The sequence below is a fragment of the Mycobacterium sp. MUNTM1 genome, from assembly GCF_054660795.1.
In genome coordinates, this window is sequence record NZ_BAAGDE010000071.1 from 5358 (window position 1) to 28680 (window position 23323).

Consider the following 23323-nt stretch of genomic DNA (forward strand, 5'->3'; position numbering starts at 1 on the left):
CCCGGTGCCGGCCCCCAAACCCCCCCCATTTTTTCTTCACCCCCGGACCCCCGGGTGTGCAAACGGGTGGGGCGGGCGCCCCCGCGGGCCGGCGGGGGGGGGCCGCCCACCGCGCGGCGTTCGGCCTGACCGCCGGCGAGCGGTTGCTGATGGTCGCCTCGCCGTCTTTTGATGTTTCTGTCGGCGAACTATTGCTGGCGGTGGGGGCGACCGCGACGTTGGTGGTGGCACCCCCGGAAGCGTCCGCCGGCGAACCGTTGACCGCGTTGCTGCACGAACAGCGGATCGGCGCGGCGGTGCTCACCCCGACGGTGCTCGCGTCGCTGGACCGCACCCGGCTGACCGGCGTGCGCACCCTGATCGCCACCGGCGAGGCCTGCCCGGCCGAGCTGGCCACAGCGTGGGCGCCGGGGCGGCAGATGTTCAACGCGTACGGCCCCACCGAGGCCACCATCTGGGCCACCTGCAGCGCGCCCCTCGCACCGGGGCGGCCGGTGGGCATCGGCGCCCCCATCGCGGGGGTGCGGGCCTTCGTGCTCGACGCGCACCTGCAGCCGGCTCCCGTCGGGGTGATCGGCGAGCTCTATCTCAGCGGGCCCGCGCTGGCGCACGGCTACCTGGGCCGCGCCGACCTGACCGCGGAACGTTTCGTCGCCAACCCATTTGGCGGTGCCGGAACCCGGATGTACCGCACCGGCGACAGGGTGTGCTGGGACCCGGACGGCCAGCTGCGCTACCTCGGACGTGCCGACGGACAGGTCAAAATCCGCGGCCACCGCGTCGAACTCGGCGAGGTGCAGGCCGCGCTGGCCGCACTGGACGGCGTTACGGCGGCGGTGGTGATCGCCCGCGAGGATCCACCCGCCGCCCTTCGCCTGGTCGGGTACATCACCGGCGGCGCCGACCCCGCCCAGGTCCGCACGCGGCTCGGGCAGCGGCTGCCCGCCTACCTGGTCCCGGCGGCGATCGTGGCGATCGACGCGCTGCCGCTGACGCGCAACGGCAAGCTCGACATCGGCGGTCTGCCGGCCCCCGAATATGCCGCCGCGACGTACCGGGCCCCGGCCGACGCGATCGAGGAGATCCTGGCGGGCATCTACGCCGAGGTACTGGGGTTGCGGCGGGTCGGCATCGACGACTCGTTCTTCGACCTTGGCGGCGACAGCATCATGTCACTGCAGGTGGTCAGCCGCGCGCGTGCCGCGGGCATCATCTGCCGACCGCGTGACATTTTCGTCGAGCAGACCGTGGCCCGGCTGGCCCGGGTCGCCGCGGTCGCGACCGGCGACGACCACGCGGCCGATGTGGGTGTCGGCGAGGTGGTCGCGACCCCGATCATGCGGTGGCTGAACAGCATTGACGGCCCGGTCGATCAGTTCAACCAGACCATGCTGGTGCGAGCGCCCACAGGGGTGTGCGAGGCCGACGTGGTGGCGGTGCTGCAGGCCCTGCTGGATCGGCATGCCATGTTGCGGCTGCGCGTCGACGACGACGGTGCGGCGGGATGGGTGCTCTCGGTGGCCGACGCAGGTTCGGTGGACGCCCGTGGGTGCGTGCGATCGGTGGACGAGTTGACCGACGAGGCGCTCATCGCCGCGCGGTCCCGGTTGAATCCGGGTGCGGGGACGATGGTCAGTGCGCTCTGGATCGCCTCGACGAGCCAACTGGTGTTGATCATCCATCACCTCGCCGTCGACGGGGTGTCGTGGCGAATCCTGTTGGAAGACTTGAACATAGCCTGGGCTCAGCATCGCGGTGGGCGGCCGGTGTCGTTGCCCACGGCCGGCACGTCGTTCGTCCGGTGGTCGTCGCTACTCGGTGAGTACGCGCGCCGTCCCGAAGTAATGGCTCAGGCCGATGCGTGGCGGCGGGTATCGGCTGCCCCCGCGGCGTTGCCGGCCGTGCAAAGCGCCGATACCCACGCCAACGCGGGCCGCTTTTCGGCGCAGCTGGATGTGGAGACGACCCGCATGCTGCTCGGCGAGGTGCCCGCGGCGTTTCACGCTGGGGTGCAAGACATTCTGTTGATCGCCTTCGGGCTGGCCATCGCGCAGCTTGTGGGCGGCGAAGCGCCGATCGGCATCGACGTGGAAGGCCACGGGCGCCACGACGAGCTGAGCGCCAACCTTGACCTGTCGCGAACGGTGGGCTGGTTCACCGCCAAATACCCGGTGGCACTCGACGTCGCCGGCCTGGACTGGTCGAAGGTCGTGGCCGGTGATGCCGCACTGGGGGTCGTGATCAAGCGCGCCAAAGAGCAGCTGCGCGCCCTGCCCGAGGGCCTCAGCTACGGGCTGCTGCGCTATCTGAATCCCGATGCCGGACTGGATGATCCGGACCCGACGGTCGTGTTCAATTATCTGGGGCGGCTGGCCGGCACGGCCGGCCTGCCCGATGAGGTGTGGCAACCAACCCTCGACGGTCTGTCGGCGACCGCGGTCGCGACCGCGGTGCCGATGCCGCTGACGCACACCATGGCTCTCGACGCCGGCGCCATCGACGGCGAGGCCGGCCCCCAGCTGCACGCCAACTGGACATGGGCGACCACCGCGTTGGATCGCGCCCGGGTAAACCGGCTGAGCGATTTGTGGTTTGAGGCGCTCACCGGTATCTGTGCGCACGTGCGCGGGGGTGGGGGCGGCCTGAGTCCGTCGGACGTGCTCCCCGCGCGTCTCACCCAGTGCCAGATCGACGATCTCGAACAGGGCGAACCCGTCGCCGACGTCTTGCCGCTGACCCCACTGCAGCAGGGGCTGCTCTTCCATGCCACAGCAGCACAAGCCGACGGCGTCGACCTGTACGCCATTCAGCTGGCCATCGACATCTCGGGCCCGATCGACCCGCACCGGCTGCGCGCGGCGGTGCGCGCCGTCGTCAACCGCCACCCCAATCTGGCCGCCCGCTTCTGTCCGGACATCGACCCACCCGTGCAGATCATCCCCGCCGAACCCGTGCTGCCTTGGCGCTACGTCGATTTGGGCATCGATCGGGTCGACGTCGACGAACGGGTTCACCGGATGTGCACCGCCGAACGCGCCGCGGTCGGCGATCTGGCCGACCCGCCGGTCTTTCGGGCGGCGCTGATCCGCACCGCCGCGGACCGGCACCGGTTCGTGCTCACCAACCACCACGCCGTGCTCGATGGCTCCTCCCTGCCGATCCTGCTACAGGAGATCTTCGCCGCCTACCACGACCGGCGCCTCCCCGCTCCGGTGCCGTACCGCAGGTTCGTCACCTGGCTGGCAGGCCGCGACCTCGATGCCGCGCATGCGGCGTGGCGAGAAGTGTTGGCCGGCTTCGACACACCCACCCTGGTGGGCTCCCCGCACCGGCAAAGGCTGGGGCGCCAGGGCCTGGAGTCGCGCACGCTCTCCGCAGGGGCCACCCAGGCGCTGCGACAACTGGCTCGAGCGCATCGCACCACCATCAACACCGTGCTGCGGGCCGGGTGGGCGCAGGTATTGATGTCGCTGACCGGGCAACGCGACGTCGTCTTCGGCGCCGCGGTCTCGGGCCGCTCAGCCGACCTGCCCGGGGCGGAATCGATGGTCGGCCTGTTGATCAACACGGTGCCGGTGCGGGCGCGGGCTACCGCCGACACCACCGTCGCCGACCTGCTCGGTCAGCTGCACAACGCCTACCAGCAGACGCTGGATCACGAACACCTGGCGCTGACCGAGATTCACCGCGCGAGCGGTCACGACCAGCTGTTCGACACCTTGTTCGTCTATGAGAACTACCCCCTGGACGCCGCCGCCTCGATGGAACTCGGCGAGCTGGCCGTCACCGGGCTCACCAGTCACGAATCCACCCATTACCCACTGACCCTGCAGGCCACACCGGGCCACGAGCTGGCGCTGGGAATCGAGTACGACTCCGATGTGTTCGACGCGGAAAGCGTTGTGGCTCTCGCGGATCGGCTGGAGCGGATCCTGATGGCGATGACGGCCGATCCGTCGCGCCGGTTGTCGTCGGTGGATTTGCTCGCCGCGGCCGAGCATGAGCGCCTCGATGAGTTCGGCAATCGGGCGGTGCTCGGCCAGCGGGTGATCGGGCGTTCGATTCCGGAGTTGTTCGCCGCGCAGGTGGTTCGTACGCCGGAGGCCGTGGCGTTGAGTTGTGGCCAGAGTTCGTGGACCTACCACGAGCTCGACGTGGCTTCTCATCGCCTGGCGCAGTTATTGATCGCCCACGGCGCGGGCGCCGGGCAGTGCGTGGCGGTGATGTTCGGAAGGTCGGCGGAGGCCATTGTCGCGATCTTGGCCGTGCTCAAGTCGGGGGCCGCGTATCTGCCGATCGATCCCGCGGTGCCCGACGCACGGATCGACTTCGTCCTCGGTGATGCCGCGCCGATCGCGGCGGTGACGGCGGGGGAGCTGGCCTCGCGCTTCGACGGGCGCGCGCTGACCGTGATCGACGCGAACGATCCCGGCATCGGCGCCGGCCGCGATGCGGCGCTGCCGATGCCGGCCGGCGACGACGTCGCCCACATCGTGTACACCTCGGGAACGACCGGGGTGCCGAAGGGAGTCGCGACCACGCACCACAACGTGACCCAGTTGCTGGACTCGCTGCACATGGGTCTGCCGTCGGGGCCGGGCCAGGCGTGGTCGCAATGGTATTCCTACGCGTTCGACGCCTCCGTGGAAGAGATCTGGGGTGCGCTGCTGCACGGGTCGCGGCTGGTGATCGTGCCGGAGGCGGTAGCCGCTGTCCCGGAAGACTTTCAGGCGCTGCTGGTTGACGAGCAGGTGACAGTGTTGCACCAGACTCCGTCGGCGCTGGCCGCGTTGTCGCCGCAGGGCCTGGAGTCGGCGGCACTGATCGTGGCCGCCGAGCCGTGCGCGGTGGAGTTGGTGGATCGGTGGGCGCCGGGCCGCATCATGACCAACGCCTACGGCCCGACGGAGACCACGCTGTGTGTGACGGTCAGCGTGCCGCTGGCGGCCGGCGCCGGGGCGGTGCCGATCGGCAAACCGGTGTCGGGTGCGGCGTTGTTCGTGCTGGACGGTTGGCTGCGGCCGGTGCCGGCCGGCGTGGTCGGTGAGTTGTACGTCGCGGGCCGAGGCGTCGGCATCGGGTATGTCAAGCGGGCGGGCCTGACGGCGTTGCGTTTTGTGGCGTGTCCGTTCGCGCCCGGAATGCGCATGTACCGCACCGGGGACTTGGTGTCGTGGGGTGCTGACGGGCAGCTGCGCTATCTGGGACGCGCCGACGAGCAGGTCAAGATCCGGGGCTATCGCATCGAGTTGGGTGAAATTCAAGCGGCGCTGGCCGAATTGGATCAGGTGGATCAGGCGGTGGTGATCGTTCGCGAAGACCGCCCCGGTGACAAGCGACTGGTCGGGTACGTTACCGAATCGGTAAGCGGTGCACTGGATCCGGCCGCCGCGCGCGCCCACCTCGGCGAGCGGTTGCCGGCCTACATGGTGCCTGCCGCCGTGGTGGCGGTGCGGGCGTTGCCGTTGACCGTCAACGGCAAACTGGACACCCGGGCGCTGCCGGTGCCCGAATATCGCGACGCCGCATACCGGGCCCCCGGCAACGCCGTCGAGGAAATCCTTGCCGGTGTCTATGCCCAGGTCCTGGGGCTCGACCGCGTCGGCGTCGACGACTCGTTCTTCGATCTCGGCGGAGACTCCCTGTCCGCAATGCGACTGGTCGCCATCGTCAACAAGACCTTGCGCACCCGGCTGACCGTGCGCACCCTGTTCAACACCCCCACGGTCGCGCAGCTCGCACCGCAGGTCCGTGAAAGTGGCAGTGACGAGCGACCTTTGGTCGCCGGCGAGCGGCCCGCGTTGGTTCCCCTGTCGTTCGCCCAGAACCGATTGTGGTTCCTTGGCCAGCTACACGGGCCGTCACCGGTCTACAACATGACCGTGGGGCTGCGGCTGCGCGGGCGTCTCGACGCCGAGGCGCTGGGCGCCGCGTTGACGGATGTGGTGAGCCGCCACGAATCACTGCGCACGGTATTCCCGCACATCGACGGTGTGCCGTACCAGGACGTGGTCTCACCCGAGCGCGTCGATCTGGGCTGGGAGGTCGTCGATGTCAGCGGGTGGCCGGAGGCGCAGGTGGCCGACGCCATCGACACGGTGGCCCGCCATGCGTTCGACCTGGAGACCGAGATACCGTTGCGCGCCAGGCTTTTCGGAATCACGGACGACGAGCATCTGCTGGTGGCCAGCGTGCACCACATCGCTGCCGACGGATGGTCGATCACCCCGCTGGTGCGCGATCTGGGGGTCGCCTATGCCAGCCGCTGTGGCGGACAGGCGCCCGACTGGGCGCCGTTGGCCGTGCAGTACGCCGACTACACCTTGTGGCAGCGCACCCGGTTCGGCGATTTCGACGATGCCGACGGCCCGATCGCCGATCAATTGGCCTACTGGGAAAAGACTTTGGCCGGGATGCCCAGGCGCCTCGAACTGCCGACGGACCGGCCGTATCCGCCGGTAGCCGATTATCGGGGAGCCACCGCGGTTATCGACTGGTCCGCCGACACGCAACGGTGGGTGCGCGCGCTGGCCCGCGACCACGAGGCGACGAGTTTCATGGTGATGCAGGCCGCGCTGGCCGTGTTGCTGGGCACGTTGTGCGCGACCGGCGATGTGGCGGTGGGGTTCCCGGTCGCCGGGCGGCGTGATCCCGCGCTGGACGAGCTGGTGGGCTTCTTCGTCAACAGATTGGTGTTACGGGTCGAGCTGACCGGTGATCCCACCGTCGCCGACGTGTTGGCCCAGGTTCGCTCTCGCAGCCTTGCCGCCTACGAGCACCAGGACGTGCCCTTCGACGTGTTGGTGGACCGGCTCAATCCGGACCGATCGATGGCCCATCACCCGTTGGTCCAGGTGGCGTTGGCATGGCAGAACCTCCCCGGGCAGCATGACGACCCGGCCGCCGGGCTGACCCTGGGCGATCTGCACATCACCCCGGTGCCGCTGGACACCCACACCGCGCGGATGGATCTGACGCTCTCGATGGCCGAACGGTGGACTCAGGCGGGTGAGCCCGCGGGAATCTCCGGGTCGGTCGAGTTCCGCACGGATGTGTTTGACGCGGACAGCATCGCGGCGCTGATCGCCCGGTTGGAGCGGGTGGTGGCGGCGATGGCGGCCGATCCCACCCGCCGGTTGTCGTCCATCGATGTGCTCGACGAGCCCGAACACGCGTGGTTGAACGAGAGGGGCAATCGCGCGGTGTTGTCCCAACCCGTGGCCGGTGTATCGATACCGGAACTGTTTGCGGCACAGGTTATTCGCACGCCGGAAGCGACAGCGATCAGCTGTGCGGGCCGCTCGATGACCTATCGCGAGCTGGACCAGGCCGCAAACCGGTTGGCGCACCGGCTCGCCGGCCGCGGCGCTGGGCCGGGTCAGTCTGTGGCGCTGCTGCTGTCGCGCTCGGCCGAGGCGATCGTGGCCATCCTGGCCGTCTTGAAGGCCGGGGCCGCGTACCTGCCCATCGATCCCGCGCTGCCCGACGCCCGGATCGGCTTCCTCCTCAGCGATGCGGGTCCGATCGCTGCGGTCACCACCGCCGAGTTGGCCGGCCGGCTGGACGGATACGCCCTGCAGATCATCGATGTCGACGGGCCGGCCGACGCGCAGCCCAGCTTCGCGCCACCGGCGCCGGCCGCCGAAAGCGTCGCCCACATCATCTACACCTCGGGCACCACCGGCGTCCCCAAAGGTGTTGCGGTCACCCACCACAACGTCACCCAGCTCATGGGCGGACTGGACGCGGGCCTGACCACGCCGGGGCCCGTCAAGGTGTCGACGCAGTGGCATTCCTACGCATTCGACGCATCGGTCCGTGAGATCTGGGGTGCTTTGCTGCACGGGGGGCGGCTGGTGGTGGTACCCGAGGCGGTAACGGGATCACCGGAAGACTTGCGCGCGTTGTTGATCGACGAGCAGGTCGACGTGTTGAGTCAGACGCCCTCCGCTCTGGCGGCATTGTCGCTCGAGGGTCTGGACTCGGCGGCGTTGATCGTCGGTGGCGAGCCCTGTCCGGCTGAACTGGTGGATCGGTGGGCGCCGGGGCGGGTGATGACGAATGCCTACGGCCCCACCGAAACCACCGTCGATGTGACGGTCAGCGCCCCGCTGCAGGCCGGGGCTGGGCTGGTGCCCATCGGTGCACCGGTGGCCGGTGCGGCGTTGTTTGTGCTCGACAGGTGGCTGCGCCCGGTGCCGCCCGGCGTGGTCGGTGAGTTGTATGTGGCCGGGCGCGGCGTGGGGGTTGGATACCTGCGCCGCGCATCATTGACCGCGTCGCGATTCGTGGCATGCCCGTTCGCGGGGCCGGAAGCCCCCGGCGCCCGCATGTATCGCACCGGTGATCTGGTGCGGTGGCGCGCGGATGGGCAGCTGCACTACGTGGGGCGTGCCGACGAGCAGGTCAAGGTCCGGGGCTATCGCATCGAGCTGGGCGAAATCCACACTGCGCTAAGCGGTTTGGCGGGCGTACACAGCGCAGCCGTCGTCGTTCGCGAGGACAGCCCCGGCGACAGACGTCTGGTGGGGTATGTCACCGGCACCGCGGACCCGGCCGCCGCGCGTGCCGAACTCGCCAAGCAGCTGCCGGCCTACCTGGTGCCGGCCGCGGTCGTGGCGATCGATGCGTTGCCGTTGACGGTCAACGGCAAGCTGGACAGCCGCGCCTTGCCGGCGCCGCAATACCGCGAGTCGGAGTACCGCGCGCCCGGCAATGCCGTCGAGGAAGTCCTGGCCGACGTGTACGCCGACATCCTGGGCCTGGACCGCGTGGGCGTCGATGACTCCTTCTTCGACCTGGGCGGGGATTCGCTGACCGCGATGCGCCTGATCGCGGCCGTCAACAAATCTCTGAACACCCGTCTGGGCGTGCGCGCCCTCTTTGACGCACCCTCCGTCGCCCAGTTGGCGCCGCGGGTCCGGACGGACGGCGGCGGCCTGGAGCCGTTGGTGGCCGCCGAGCGGCCCGCCGTGATCCCGTTGTCGTTCGGCCAGAGCCGGCTGTGGTTCCTCGACCAATTGCACGGCGCCTCACCGATTTACAACATGGCGGTGGCGTTGCGGCTGAGCGGCCGACTCGATGTCGACGCCCTGGGCGCGGCGCTGGCGGACGTGGTGGCCCGCCATGAATCGCTGCGCACCGTCTTTCCGCAGAGCGACGGCGTTCCGTACCAGGAGGTGCTGGCGGCCGAGCGCGCGGACTTCGGCTGGGAGGTGGTCGATGCCACCTCGTGGTCGCCCGGCCGACTGGACGAGGCCGTCGATGCCGCCGCGGGACACACGTTCGAGCTGGGAACCCGCATTCCGTTGTTCGCGAAGCTTTTCCGCCTCGCCGCCGACGAGCACGTCCTGGTCGCGACGGTGCACCACATCGCGGCCGACGGGTGGTCGGTGACCCCGCTGGTGAGCGATCTGGGGGCCGCCTATGCCGGCCGGTGCGCGGGCCGGGCCCCCGGCTGGGCAGCACTGCCCGTGCAATACGCCGATTACACGCTGTGGCAGCGGGCCCAGTTCGGCGATCTCGAGGACAGCGGAAGTCCCATCGGAACCCAGCTGGCCTATTGGCAGGCGACGCTGGCGGGGATGCCCGAGCGGTTGCAGCTGCCCACCGACCGGCCCTACCCCGCAGTGGCCGACCACCGCGGGGCGAGCATGACCGTGGACTGGCCGGCGGAATTGCAGCACCGGATCCGCGCGGTGGCTCGTCAGCACAACGCCACCAGCTTCATGGTCATCCAGGCGGCCCTCGCCATGCTGCTCTCCAAAATCACTGCGACCAATGATATTTCGGTGGGATTTGCGATCGCGGGCCGCAATGACGCCGCCCTGGACCGGCTGGTCGGCTTCTTCGTCAACACCTTGATCCTGCGTGTCGACGTGGACGGAAACGCCACCGTCGCCGAGCTGTTGACCCAGGTGCGCAGCCGCGGCCTGGAGGCTCTCGAACACCAGGATGTGCCCTTCGAGCTACTGGTGGAGCGGCTCAACCCGATCCGGTCCCTGAGCCATCACCCGCTGGTCCAAGTGTCGATGACGTGGCAGAACCTCCGCGAGCACGGCAACGACCCCGCCGCGGGCCTGGACCTGGGCGGGCTGCGGATCACCCGGCTGCCCCTCGAGACCCGAACCGCCCGCATGGATCTGACGTTTTCACTCGGCGAACGCTTCACCGAGGACGGCGAACCCGCCGGAATCGGCGGCGCGGTCGAATTCCGCACCGATCTGTTCGACGCGAAAAGTGTTGAGGTGCTCGTGGACCGATTACACCGGGTATTGGTGGCGATGACGGCCGATCCGTCAGCGCGGCTGTCCGCGGTGGACGTGCTCGATGCCACCGAGCGGGCCCGGCTGGACGTGTTGGGTAATCGGGCGGTGGTGAGCGCGCCGGTGCGGGGGGTGTCGATCCCGGAGTTGTTCGCCGCGCAGGTGGCTCGCACCCCGCAGGCGGTGGCGGTGAGCTGCGCCGGTGCGTCGATGACCTATCGGGAGTTGGACGAGGCGTCTAACCGGTTGGCGCACTTGCTGACCGGACACGGTGCGCGTCGTGGCCGGTGCGTGGCGGTGCTGTTCGAGCGCTCCACACAGGCGATCGTGGGGATCTTGGGGGTGCTCAAGTCGGGCGCGGCGTATCTGCCGATGGACCCGGCCGTCCCCGACGCCCGCATCGAGTTCATGATCGGCGATGCCCGACCGGTGGCGGCGGTGACCACGGCGAGGCTGGCCGATCGGTTCGCCGGTTTAGGGATACGAGCCATCGATGTGAATGACCCTGCGGTACAAGCCCAGCCATGCTCCGGATTGCCGATGCCGGAAGCCGAGGACATCGCCCACGTCATTTACACCTCGGGCACCACGGGGGTGCCCAAGGGTGTGGCGACCACGCATCAGAACGTGACGCAGTGGTTGGGGTCGTTGCACGTGGGGCTGCCGTCGGGGCCGGGCCAGGCGTGGTCGCAGTGGTACTCGTATGCCTTCGATGCCTCCGTGGAGGAGATCTGGGGTGCGCTGTTGCACGGGTCGCGACTGGTCATCGTGCCCGAATCGGTGGCCGCGTTGCCAGAGGAACTGCAGGCCTTGCTGATTGACGAGCGGGTGACCGTACTGCACCAGACTCCCTCGGCGGTCTCGGCACTGTCGCCGCGGGCGTTGACGTCTTCGGCGTTGGTGGTTGCCGCCGAGGCGTGTTCGGCCGAACTGGTGGACCGGTGGGCACCGGGCCGGATCATGACCAACGCCTACGGCCCGACCGAGACCACGATGTGTGTCGCGGTCAGTCGGCCCCTCAGCGCCGGGGCGGGGACGCCGCCGATCGGTGCGCCGGTGCCCGGGGCGGCGTTTTTCATCCTCGATCCGTGGCTGCGGCCCGTGCCGGTGGGCACCGTGGGTGAGCTGTACGTCGCCGGGCGCGGGCTCGGTGTGGGTTACCTGCGCCGGGCCGGGCTGACCGCATCCCGGTTTGTCGCATGCCCGTTCGGCGGTGCCGGGCAGCGGATGTATCGCACCGGCGATCTGGTGCGCTGGGGGCCGGATGAACAGTTGCAGTACCTCGGCCGCATCGACGAGCAGGTCAAGATCCGCGGGTACCGCATCGAGCTCGGCGAAATCCAGGCAGCGCTAAACGGTTTGGACGCGGTGGATCAGGCCGTGGTGATCGTGCGTGAGGACCGTCCCGCCGCCTTGCGTCTGGTGGGCTATGTCACCGAGTCGGAACCGGGGGCGCTGGATGTGGTCACCGCGCGGGCGCAGCTGCGAGAAGGATTGCCGCCCTACATGGTTCCGGCCGCCCTGGTGGTGATCGAAGCGTTGCCGCTGACGGTCAACGGCAAGCTGGACACCCGCGCCCTGCCGGCACCGACCTATCGTGACGTCGAATACCGCGCCCCGGGCAACGACATCGAACGCCTCGTCGCCGACACCTACGCGGAGATTCTGGGCCTGGACCTCGTCGGGATCGATGACTCCTTCTTCGACCTCGGCGGCGACTCCCTGTCCGCGATGCGCGTCATCGCCACCCTCAACAAAGCCCTGCACACCCACCTGACCGTGCGCACGCTCTTCAATGCGCCGACAGCCGCCGGCCTGAGCCAACGGGTCGACGAGCAGGCGGACGATCCGCGCTTCGTGTCCGTGCACGGCCTCGACGCCACCGAGGTGCGTGCCGCTGACTTGACGCTGGACAAGTTCATCGATGCGGCGACGCTGTCGGGCGCGTCGTCGTTGCCAGGGCCCGGCGCCGAGGTGCGAACGGTCTTGCTGACCGGCGCCACCGGGTTCCTCGGGCGGTATCTGGTGCTGCAGTGGCTCGAGCGGCTGGAACTGGCCGACGGGAAGCTGGTCTGCCTGGTGCGGGCGGCCTCCGACGACGAGGCCCGCGCCCGCCTGGAGAAGACCTTCGACAGCGGCGACCCGCAGCTGCTGCGCTATTTCCAGGAGCTGGCCGCCGACCATCTCGAGGTGATCGCCGGCGACAAGGCCGAGCCGAATCTTGGCCTCGACGAACGAACCTGGCAGCGGCTGGCCGGGTCCGTCGATCTGATCGTGGATTCCGCGGCCGTGGTCAACGGCGCGCTGCCCTACAGCGAGTTGTTCGGGCCCAACGTGGTCGGCACCGCCGAGCTGATCCGGCTGGCTCTGAGCACCAAACTCAAGCTCTTCACCTATGTGTCGACGGCCAACGTGGGCGATCAGATCGCGCCTGCGGCGTTCACCGAGGACGCGGACATCCGGGTCATCAGCCCCAGCCGGCGCAACGACGGCAGCCGCGTCAACGGCTACGGCAACAGCAAGTGGGCCGGTGAGGTGTTGCTTCGGGAGGCCAACGATGTGTGCGGGCTACCGGTCGCGGTGTTTCGCAGCGGAATGATCTTGGCGGGCACCACGTATGCGGGCCAGCTCAATCTGTCGGACATGGTCACCCGGATGGTGCTCAGTGTGGTGGCCACCGGTGTCGCGCCGCGCTCGTTCTATCGGCTTGACGCCCAAGGTGATCGGCAGCGCGCGCATTACGACGGTCTGCCCGTGGAATTCGTCGCCGAGGCGATCGCCACGCTGGGGGCTCAGGCCGTCAACGGGTTTGAGACCTATCACGTGATGAATCAACATGACGACGGCATCGGGCTCGACGAGTACGTCGACTGGCTGATCGAGGCGGGCTATCCCATCGAGCGCATCGATGACTTCGGCGAGTGGCTGCGCCGGTTCGAGAGCGGGCTGCGTGCCCTGCCGGATCGACTGCGCGAGCATTCGATTCTGGGGGTGCTGCTGTCGACGAATTCGGTTCAGCTGCAGCCGGCGGAGCCGATCTCGGCTTCCGTTGTGTCGACCGATCGGTTCCGTGCCGCGGTGCACGACGCGAAAGTGGGCCCCGACAACGACATTCCGCATGTCTCGCCGGCCGTCATCGTCCAATACGTCACCGGGTTGGAGCTGCTCGGTCTGCTGTAGCGCCGGACGCTCAGGCTTGCGAGGCGGCCTTCGGCCTGGCGCTGGCCTTCAGGTCGCGCCCGGCGCCGGCCGACATGGAGGCGGCCTCACCGCGGGCCAAGCCGACCGTCGCAATGATCACCACGACGAGCGTCACCGCGAGGACAAACCACTCCCAGCCACCGGCTTCCAACGTCTCGGCGAGCACGACGATGCCGAGGATCCCACCCACCACGGGCTTCGCCACGATGATCGTCGGCAGCGAGGCGGTGAGCGCACCGGCTCGATAAGCCGATTGGTGATAGATCATTCCGGCGACCCCGCAGAACACCAGCGCGTACAGCTCGAAGGTTTGCCAGATGTCGCCGGGATGGTGTTCCAGGATGTCGACTACGCCCTTCATCAGGACCGCGAACACCGCCAAGAAGGTGCCCGCCACCGCCGCCAGCAGCAGCGCCGCGACCGGCCGATCCGACCAGATACGCGCGCCCAGCAAACCCAGCAGCAACAGCGGGCCGATCACCACGGCCACCACGATCCACGTGTGCAGCGGCGCCCGCTGCTGGCCACCGGTCGGGTCCCCGACCGCGATGAGTACGGCCAGCGCCACCGCCAGCACCAGCGCCCAGCTCCACTCCCGCCGGGTGATGGGGTTACCGGTCATCCGCGTGTAGATCGGCAGCGCGAACAGCAGCGCCGTCACCTGCAACGACATCACCAGCAACACCGAGCCCTTGTCCAGTGCGGCGGCCAACAGCACATAACTGCCGATGTCGCCCAAACCGCCCAGCCACCAACGCTTGTCGCGCAGCAACATCCCGAACAACGTCAGGTGGCCCACCCGTTTGTCGGTGACCTCCTGCGCGGAACGTTGCCGGACCACGTTGCCGATCGCGGACGCCAGGGCGGCGCACAGTGCGAGAATGGCCGCCAGATTCGCGTCCGACATGGCATTACCTCCTCGCTGGGTGCGGTTGCGCTACCCATCCAATCTAGCCGCGCCCCGCGCGGTGGGCGCGGCACCGGGTTGCCCGGACCGTAGGGCGGGGCGGCGGGGATGCCTCAGAGCGGGAATTTCGTCCCAGTGAGCCGCTCGGACAGCTCCCAGAGGGCGGCGGCGGTGCCGGCGCGCTTTGCCGGCCAGTTGCGCCACGTCGGCTGGGTGCGACCATACAGTCCGAATCGCGGGCCGACGAAGGTGTCGCCCGGCAAATCCTGCGAGACCGCGTACAAGGTTTGGCGGGCGCCGAACTCGGCGTCGGTGGACACGATCCGGTCGACCGCCAGGACCGCCGCGTCGCCCAGCCTGCGGCCGGAGTTTCCCTGCAGGTTGGTGTGCGACCAGCCGGGGTGGGCGGCCAGCGCGCGCAGCGAGGTCGGGACGCCGTCCAGCCGCCGCTGCAGCTCCTTGGTGAACAGCAGGTTGGCCAGCTTCGACTGGCTGTAGGCCAGCCAGGCCGAATACGGCCGGGACTCGAAGTTGAGGTCGTTGAGGCTGATGTAGCCGAAGTGGTGCATCAGCGAGGACACCGTGACCACGCGGTCGGTCAGCTTGGGCAACAGCAGGTTGGTCAACGCGAAGTGGCCCAGGTGGTTGGTGCCGATCTGGCCCTCGAAGCCATCGACGGTGACCGCGTGCTTCGTGGCCATGATGCCGGCGTTGTTGATCAGGACGTCGACCGATTCGACCTCGTCGGCAAAGCGCCGCACCGAGGACAGGTCTTGCAGGTCGAGCTGACGCACCTCGGCCGTCCCGGCCGTCTTCGCGGTTGCCGACCCGGTCATGCGCGCGGCGGCCGCGCGGCCCTTGTCGATGTTGCGGACGGCCAGGATGACGTGGCCGCCGGCGAGAACCAACTCGCGGGCGGTGATCTCACCCAGGCCGGCGTTGGCCCCGGTGATGATGACGGTTCGTCCGGCGAACGAGGGCAGCTCCGCTGCGGTCCAATCGGGCATGGCAAACACCCTAACTTCGCAATTGCGCCGGGGGTGCCTGGGCCGCGGCGACGTGCGGCCGTGTGCGGGAGCTTTACTGGTGCACCGGTACGCCCGGGTATCGTGCCTGGGATGACCAGCGAAATCCCACCTGATCGGTTGCCCGGAGGGCGGAATTTTGTCGGGTACGCATCGGGGATCGCCGGATGTATCTAGGCGTCATCGTCAATCCGAAGGCGCGGAAGAATCGCGCCGCTTCCGCCGACCGCATCGCCGAACTGCGTCGCATCGTCGGCCCCCGTGGCGAGGTGCACGAGACCAATTCGATCGAGGAGCTTCGCGACGCCATCCGGCGGCTCGCGCCGCGGGTCACCCATCTGGTGGGCGACGGCGGCGACGGCGCGTTGCACTGGTTGATCAACGAGATCGAGCGCTGCGTCAGCGATCCGCAGCGCTGGCCCGCGTTCGTCCCGACGAACGGCGGCAGCGTCAACGCGGTGGCACGCAAGGCTCGGGTGCGCGGGCGGCCCGAAGCGATCATCCGTGCGCTGACGGCCGCCGCCGAGGCCGATCGGCCACCGCCCGACGTGCGACTGGACACGTTGGTGCTCGACGGCGAGACCGCCGACGGCGCGGTGTTCCACCGCCTCTGCTTCGGACTGGCGGCCGGCGGCGTCGGAAACCGGTTCTACGACCGGTATTACGACTCACCCGATCACGGTCGGCTGGCCGTCGCACGGGTGATCGGCCGCAGCTTCGGCGACTACATCACCTCCAAGGTCGCGCCCGGCCGCGTGAAGACGCCGAATTACGCGTCCATCCTGTTCACCCCGACGCGGGCGCGCGTGGTGATCGACGGCGACGAGGTCCCCTCGCGCACGCACAGCCTGCTGCACGCCGGCGCGATCGACCTGCGCATCGGTGGCCCGCTTCGATTGTTCCCCAAGGCTTCCGAGCCCGGTGCGCTGCATTTTCAGGCCGGAAACCTGCGGCCGTCCAGGATCGTGGCGCAGCTGCCGACGGCCCTGACCAACGGCATGCTGCGCGGCGAAGGGCTACGCGATGTCATCGGCCACGAGATGATCATCGAAGCCGAGGACGAGCCGCTGTCGCCCATCATCGACGGTGAGCGTTTCCTCGGCATCGTGAAACTCGTGGCCCGCGCGGGCCCGCGCATCCGTATCGCCCGGCCCGTTTAGCCGCCGCCGGCCGGCGCCGAGGTTTCCCCAGGCCAGCCGAACCCCATCGGAAATTGGCGTTTTTCGCTTTGCAAAATGCTCAATAGGTGTGACGAAGATAAAAGTCTCAATTCGCACGGGCCGCGCGGCCGGCCGCGAATAGTAAATGCGTGAATTCGTAGGTACGTAGTTCAGTATTTCATGTGGAAGAGCAGCCGTAATGCCTGGTCGTATACCACTGAGATACTGAAGTGCGTAAGCGCGTAGATCAGCATTCATGCAATTAATTTTGCCTTCTAAGTTTATCCTGTGAATGTAGTGTGCGATGGCCATTAATGCTGGTCGATGTTTTGCTCGCGGTAGGCATGCGGCGCTACATTGGATTTATATTTACGACGGAAGTCGTTCTCGGGCTAAGCCAACCTGGAAGGGGGATCACTCCTACGATGGAGACGCTGATCGATTACCTGCAGATGTGGGAAGCGCAGAGGCCGGACCAGACCCTTTTCCGGTTTGTCGACGCCGACGGCCGCGAACTCGAGCACTACACCTATCAGGCCTTCGCCGAACGCACCCGCGAGCTGGCCGCCTACCTGTCCCGTGAGGCCGGCCTCAAGCCAGGCGACCGCGCGCTGCTGGTCTACCCGCCCGGTCTGGAGATGATCGCGGCACTGTATGCCTGCGCGCGCATCGGGGTGATCGCCGTTCCGGTCAGCCCGCCCTTGCCGATGTCCTTCGATTCCGGGCTCGCCAAGCTCAGCTTCATCGCCCGCGACTGCCAGGCCGCGGCCGTGCTGTCGACGAAGCAGTTCGAGTACGACTTCCGCCAGTTGCTGGGCCAGCGCCCCGGCGAGCAGGTCTGGGCGGGCGGGTCCGACGCCGGCCTGCCGGAGCTGCCGTGGTACGCGACCGACGGCGCGCAGGACTTCGGCGGCGCACCGGTCGCGGACACTCCCGGGAACGTGCTGTTCCTGCAGTACACCTCGGGCTCCACCAGCGACCCCAAGGGCGTGATCGTCACGCACGCCAACGTCATCGCCAACGGTTCCGCCTTCGCCGGCGACGCGGTGCTGGCGTCGTGGCTGCCGCAGCACCACGACATGGGGCTGATCTCGGCCTACATGTTCATCGTGCTGCTGGGCGGGTCGACGCACGCGATGTCGCCCCTGGATTTCCTCGCCCGGCCGTCGTCGTGGCTTCGCCTCATCAGCGACGTGCGCGCAACCCACACGCCGGGGCCCAACTTCGCGCTCGAATACTGCCTGCGCGAGGACAAGCTGCCCGACTCCGAGTTGGCCGGCGTCGACCTGAGCAGCCTCGAATGCATCGTGGTGGGCGCAGAGCCGTTGCGCGCCAACACCTTCGCCCGCTTCCGGGAGCGGTTCGCCGAGTACGGCCTGCGGCCCGAGGCGCTCACCGGCGCCTACGGCATGGCCGAATCCACCCTGATCGTGTCGATCCGCGGGCGCCAGACCATCGCGGTGAACAAGCGCGGGCTGGAGCGCAACGTCGCTCGCGTCGAAAAGGCGGTGCCGGAGAACAGCAATCAGGTTCCGTTGGTCAGCTGCGGCAAGCCCATCGAGAGCAGCCTGGTTCGCATCGTCGATCCCGAATCGCGGCAGGCGCTGCCGGACGGGCGGGTCGGCGAGGTCTGGCTGACCGGACCCTCAAAGGGGGCCGGCTACTGGAACCGTCCGGAACTCACCGCGGAGATGTTCGGCGCCCGCGTCGTCGGCGATGACGAGAACACCTACCTGCGGACCGGCGATCTCGGCTTCCTCTACGAAGGGGAGCTGTTCGTCTGCGGCCGCAGCAAGGACCTGATCATCGTCCGCGGCGTCAACTGCTACCCGTCCGACATCGAGGCCGTCGTCGAGCGCACCGCCGCGCACGTCCGCAGCGGCTGCGTCGCCGCCTTCTCGGTGGAGCACGACGAGTCCGAAGCGCTGATCGTCGTCGCCGAGGTGCGCGACGAGCACAACCTTCCGGACGCCAAGGCCATGGCCCGCGCGATCCGGCGGCACTGCCACATCGACCCGCACGCGATCGTCTTCGCACCGCCGCGCAGCATTCCCAAGACCACGTCGGGGAAGATCCGGCGCGCGTCGACCCGACAACTGTGGCTGGACGACAAGCTGCCCGCCTTCACGAGCTGGATTAACCAGTCCGCCAACCGGACTCACGATGGCCTGGTCGGCGGTCCGCTGGAGCGCTTCCGCAACCTCATCGAGAGCTACGACCTCACCGGCGACGAGGACTGCTCGTTCGCCGATCTCGGCATCGACTCGCTGGCCCTGGCCGAACTCCGCACCGACCTGCAGGCGCTGCTGGAGGAGAACGGCGCCGGCGAGCTGGCCGAAGAGGTCAACACCCGACTGTTGCAGCGGCTGACCGTGTCCGAATTCTTCGGGCTGATAAGCCAATTCGGTGACGGGTCCGAGCAGCCGCTCGACGCCCTGCGCCGTGCGCTGGATCAGATCTCGGCCGAGTACGAGGCCCACGAGGCCGCCCAGATGCGCGCCGACGCGGCACTGCCGCTGCCGGCACTGGCACCCGCGCGGCCGGGTGAGCCCACCGACCTCCTGCTCACCGGGGCGACCGGATTCCTGGGGCCGTTCCTGGTGAGCAGCCTGCTGACGCGCACCCCTTACACGGTGCACGCACTGGTGCGCGCCACCGACGCCGCGCACGGCCTGGACCGCGTCGTCGCCTCGCTGCGCCGCGCCCGGATGTGGACGCCGGCGCTGGAAGCCGACGTCCGCGCGCGGGTCCGCATCATCTGCGGCGATCTCGCCGAGCCTGCGCTGGGCATCGGCGAGGCGGCCTTCCAGCAGCTGGCGCGCGACGTCGATGCGGTGGTGCACAACGGCGCCCTGGTCAACTACGTCCGCACCTACGACGCGCTGCGTCCCGCCAACGTGGAGGGCACCCGCGAGCTGTTGCGGCTGGCAATGACCAACCACCGCAAGGTTTTCCACCTCGTCTCCAGTACGTTCATCTACGGCTGGAGCACCGAGCCGGTGGTCGGGGAGTGGGACGCCAACGAGAAGATGGCCGGCCTGGACTTCGGCTACTCGCAGACCAAGTGGGTCGGCGAGCAGCTGGCACTGGCCGCGCAGCGCAAGGGACTCGACGTCCGGATCTACCGGCCCTCGCTGATCTCGCCGACCCGCGCGGGCTTCGGCAGCCAGGACGACATCCTGGTGCGGCTGACGGCGTTCATGATCGAGCACGGTGTCGCCGTGAACGCGCTCAACCAGATCAGCCTGCTGCCGGCGGACTTGATCGCGGATCACATCGTCACGCTGATGGGCCTGCCGGACGAGTCGGGCAGCGTGTTCAACATGACCGCGGACGACTACTACAACCTCACCGACGTCACCAGGATCCTGTCCGAGCGGTACGGGTATCGCTTTGAGTACCACGACATCCCGTCGTTCACCGAGCAGCTGAACCGCCGCTGCACGCCGAACGACCAGATGTACCCGCTGGTCGACTTCCTTACCCGGTCGGCGGACAAGATCGCGGCGATGCGGGACAAGCGCTACGACAACACGCAGTACCGCCACCGGCGGGGGCTGACCAAGGTCCGGCTGCGCGAGCCGGCCCTGACCGAAACGGTCGACCATCTGGTCCGGTTCTTGCGCAGCGAGCGTTTGATCACCGAGGTGGAGGACGAGGCGCAACGCAGCGCCTAGCCTTACGATCTGGCGACGGAGAAAGGGGTGGCGACGATGTTCACCGTCGATGACAAGGCAACGGGGCCGCACGACGCTTCGCTCGACCACGAGCGGATCGTCCTGCAGGCGCGCGACGTCGACTTCGACTGGTCCACGCTGCCGTTCTACTACGTGCCCAACGAGCCCTTCACCACCCACTTCTGCAACGTGCTGCACCTGTTGCTGCCGGCGGGTGAGGAGTTCATCGTCGACGCCTTCAAGGACACCTTGCCGCTGATCAAAGACGATCAACTGCGGCGCGATGTGCAGGGATTCATCAGCCAGGAGGCCATGCATTCCCAGGCGCACGCGGGGGTGCTCGGGCATTTCGCTGTCAAAGACATCGACGTGACCCCGTTCACCGACCAAATGCGTTGGCTGTTCACCCAACTCATCGGCGACCGGCCGCGGTGGAGTCCGCGCCGGCGCCAAAGCTGGTTGCTCGAGCGGGTATCGATGGTGGCCGCACTCGAGCACTACACCGCCATCCTGGGTGAATGGATCCTTGACACCCCGCAGCACGACGCCATGGGCACCGACCCGGTGATGCTGGACCTGTTGCGCTGGCACGGCGCCGAGGAAGTCGAGCACAAGGCGGTCGCGTTCGACACTATGAAGCATCTGCGCGCCGGCTATTGGCGGCAGGTGCGCACCCAGCTGTTGATCACACCGGCGCTGCTGTGGTTGTTCGTGCGCGGCGTGCGATTCATGTACTCCGTGGATCCCTACCTGCCGCCCGGCACCAAGCCGCGCTGGCGCGACTACTTCCGCGCCGCACGCCGGGGTTTGGTGCCCGGGCCATTCCAGTTCTTGCGCGTCATCGGCGCTTACTACACCCCGAGCTTTCATCCGTCCCAGCTGGGCGGGGTGGGGCGCGCGGTCGACTACCTGGCTCGCTCACCCGCGGCCCGCGCCTCGCACTGACGATGACTACCGAAGTGGCTTCAACCACGGTCGCCGCCTCCGACGGCGTGCGACTGGCGGTGCACACCTACACCGACATCGATCCCGGGCGGCCGACCATCCTGGCCATCCACGGCTACCCGGACAACCACCACGTGTGGGATCCGGTGGCAACGACATTGGGTCGCCGGTACAACGTCGTGGCGTACGACGTGCGGGGCGCCGGCCAATCCTCAACGCCGGCAGAGCGTTCGGGCTATCGGCTGCCGCAGCTGGTCGCCGACGTCGGCGCGGTGATCGAGCGCCTGGGCGTGGACAGCGTGCACCTGCTGGCCCACGACTGGGGGTCGATCCAGGCCTGGGCGGCGGTCACCGACGACGTGGTGCGGGGCAAGATCGCCTCGTTCACATCGGTCTCCGGGCCCCATCTGAACTACGCGGGCAAGTTCTTGCGGTCAGCGCGCACGCCGCGTGCGCTTGTCGACGTGGCCAAGCAGATCCTGGCGTCGTCCTACATCTGGTTCTTCCTGTGCCCAGGCATACCGGAGTTGGCCATCCGGTCCCGGGCGACGGTGAAAGTCTTTGAGGCGGTTGAGCGCATCGGTGGGTCCGGCGCCCACGGCGGGCGCGGTGCGGCGTACCGCTCTGCCGATGACTACCTCAACGGGCTGAATCTGTACCGCGCGAACATGCCCGCACCGATCCTGTCACCCCCAGCCCAACTGCCGCAGACCACCGTTCCGGTGCAGGTGTTGGTCGCGCGCCAGGACTATTTCGTCTCGCCTGCCCTGCAACGGTTCACCGGGTCCATCCCGGAGGGCGGCAGGGTCGTCCCGATCGAGGGCGGTCACTGGGTGGTCACCGCGTACCCCGACGTCATTGCCCGGCTCACGGGCGAGTGGGTCGACCTGATCGCGCAGTCCACCGACCGTCGCGGCCTGGGCCGGTCTTAGGCCAGATGTGAGGATGATTGTGACACAGACTATTTGGGATGGCATTCCGGGCGACTTGTACGGCCGCCGCAAACGTGACCGAATGTACACCGCGTTGTACGGGGTCGGTGCGTTGTTCGGCGGCCTGGCGTCGGCGTCGCGGTGGACGCCCTCGCGGGTGCAGCCGGTGCGGCGCACCACCACCGCGGTCGTCACCAACCGCGAACTGCTCGCGCCCGATGTGGTCGCGTTGACGCTGGCCGACCCGGACGGTGGGTTGTTGCCGTCCTGGACGCCCGGCGCGCATATCGACGTTCGGCTGCCATCGGGTCGCCGCCGGCAGTACTCGCTGTGCGGTTCGCCCGGCCGGCGCACCGACTACCGCATCGCGGTGCGCCGCATCGCCGAGGGCGGTGGCGGCTCGATCGAAATGCACGAGACCTTGCATGTGGGCGACACCGTCCAATTCGAAGGGCCGCGCAACGCGTTCTATCTCGTCACCGACGAGCGCGAGGTGTTGTTCGTGATCGGCGGCATCGGGGTGACACCGATCCTGCCGATGATCCAGACGGCCCAGCAACGCGGAATGGATTGGCGCGCCGTGTATGCCGGTCGCGGCCGGGAGTACATGCCGCTGCTCGACGAGGTGGTGGCGGTGGACCCGGGCCGGGTCAGCGTGTGGGCCGACGACGAGCGCGGCCGATTCCCCAGCCCGTCCGACCTGCTCGCCGCCGCCGGGCCGACGACGGCCGTCTACGTGTGTGGCCCCACCGCAATGCTGGAATCGGTACGCACCGCGCGCAACGAACACGCCGACGCGCCACTGCATTACGAACGCTTCGGCCCACCGCCGGTAATCGACGGGGTCCCCTTCGAGCTGGAGCTGGCCCGCTCGCGGCGGGTGCTCGACGTGCCGGGGAACCGGTCGGCGCTCGACGTCATGCTCGACCGCGATGCGACCACCGCGTACTCCTGTCAGCAGGGGTTCTGCGGCACCTGCAAGGTGAAAGTGCTTGGCGGGCAGGTTGATCGCCGCGGTCGTACCGCGGAGGGTGACGACGAAATGCTGGTCTGCGTCTCCCGCGCGAAATCCGGGCGCGTGGTGATCGACGCCTGAGCGACGCCTGCGTTCGGCTGTGCGCTCAGTTGGTTGTCGGTGGTGGTTGGGGTTGGAAGGGGTCGTACCACCACCACTGGGCGCGCTCGCCGAGGGGTCCGGGGCACGGTGGGAC

8 protein-coding genes are annotated in these 23323 nt (G+C 68.4%); 6 read left to right on the top strand and 2 right to left on the bottom strand.

All coding sequences use genetic code 11. From position 1 onward, the window contains the following. Nucleotides 1-13445, top strand: a 13445-nt coding sequence (locus ACYQ8K_RS26885) for an amino acid adenylation domain-containing protein (protein ID WP_459973901.1), incomplete at its 5' end; no start/stop codon positions are given. Between the two features lie 10 nt (nt 13446-13455). Here the strand turns inward: ACYQ8K_RS26885 and ACYQ8K_RS26890 are convergent. Further along, on the bottom strand, nt 13456-14373 hold the full coding sequence (locus ACYQ8K_RS26890) for a DMT family transporter (protein ID WP_459973903.1): 918 nt from the start codon (nt 14371-14373) through the stop codon (nt 13456-13458). Between the two features lie 113 nt (nt 14374-14486). Continuing rightward, entirely contained in the window at nt 14487-15380 is an 894-nt protein-coding gene (locus ACYQ8K_RS26895) for an oxidoreductase (RefSeq protein ID WP_459973904.1), read from the bottom strand. Between the two features lie 185 nt (nt 15381-15565). Here ACYQ8K_RS26895 and ACYQ8K_RS26900 point away from each other — a divergent pair, with 185 nt between their 5' ends. From ACYQ8K_RS26900 to ACYQ8K_RS26920, 5 genes are all read left to right on the top strand, one after another. After that, complete coding sequence (locus ACYQ8K_RS26900) at nt 15566-16558, top strand: diacylglycerol/lipid kinase family protein (protein ID WP_459973907.1); 993 nt, start codon at nt 15566-15568, stop codon at nt 16556-16558. Nucleotides 16559-16983: 425 nt separating this feature from the next. Beyond that, nucleotides 16984-20235: a thioester reductase domain-containing protein gene (locus ACYQ8K_RS26905; RefSeq protein ID WP_459973909.1), complete on the top strand. Its 3252-nt coding sequence runs from the start codon at nt 16984-16986 to the stop codon at nt 20233-20235. Nucleotides 20236-20271: 36 nt separating this feature from the next. Continuing rightward, nucleotides 20272-21180, top strand: a complete 909-nt coding sequence (locus ACYQ8K_RS26910; protein WP_065027116.1) for a metal-dependent hydrolase — start codon at nt 20272-20274, stop codon at nt 21178-21180. 2 nt (nt 21181-21182) lie between these two features. Continuing rightward, the gene (locus tag ACYQ8K_RS26915) at nt 21183-22112 is read left to right on the top strand and encodes an alpha/beta fold hydrolase (RefSeq protein WP_459973912.1); all 930 of its coding nucleotides are present in this window, start codon (nt 21183-21185) and stop codon (nt 22110-22112) included. A 13-nt stretch (nt 22113-22125) separates the two neighbouring features. Next, complete coding sequence (locus tag ACYQ8K_RS26920) at nt 22126-23208, top strand: PDR/VanB family oxidoreductase (RefSeq protein ID WP_459973915.1); 1083 nt, start codon at nt 22126-22128, stop codon at nt 23206-23208. Nucleotides 23209-23323 lie beyond the last annotated feature (115 nt).